Origin of the sequence: Streptomyces sp. WM6386 (genome assembly GCF_000972385.1) — a bacterium.
Classification (GTDB): Bacteria; Actinomycetota; Actinomycetes; order Streptomycetales; family Streptomycetaceae; genus Streptomyces.
Genome location: NZ_JXTE01000700.1, coordinates 1 through 341 on the forward strand (window position 1 = coordinate 1; position 341 = coordinate 341).

General features: G+C 72.7%; 1 pseudogene. It reads left to right on the forward strand.

Annotated features, from left to right (window positions below):
* Positions 1 to 154 precede the first annotated feature (154 nt).
* A pseudogene (locus TN53_RS48995) lies at positions 155 to 341 on the forward strand (hypothetical protein); the annotation flags it as partial.

Consider the following 341-nt stretch of genomic DNA (forward strand, 5'->3'; position numbering starts at 1 on the left):
ATGGACAACCGTCCGTCGCGCCACCGTCATGTCCGCATACGTTCGTCCCGCTGCGAGCCGCCGGACCAACGGCGGCTCCCCATACGGGAGATCCCGGGCGCCCCCGCGCGCCTCGGGCTGATTCTCGCCGACAGCCTCCACGCCACACTCCGAAGTGGACCGAAAACCGCCGGGGCTGGCCTCCCCGACCCCGCCGAAGGCCGCTGCGAAGACGCCTGGGCAGCCCACCGACGTCGTCCTCGAACCGCAAGGCCTCCGCCGAGAGTTCGGCCGCGGCAAGCGGGCGTTCGTCGCCGGGGACGACGTGTCGCTGACGATCCGCCGCGGGGAGACCCTCGGCA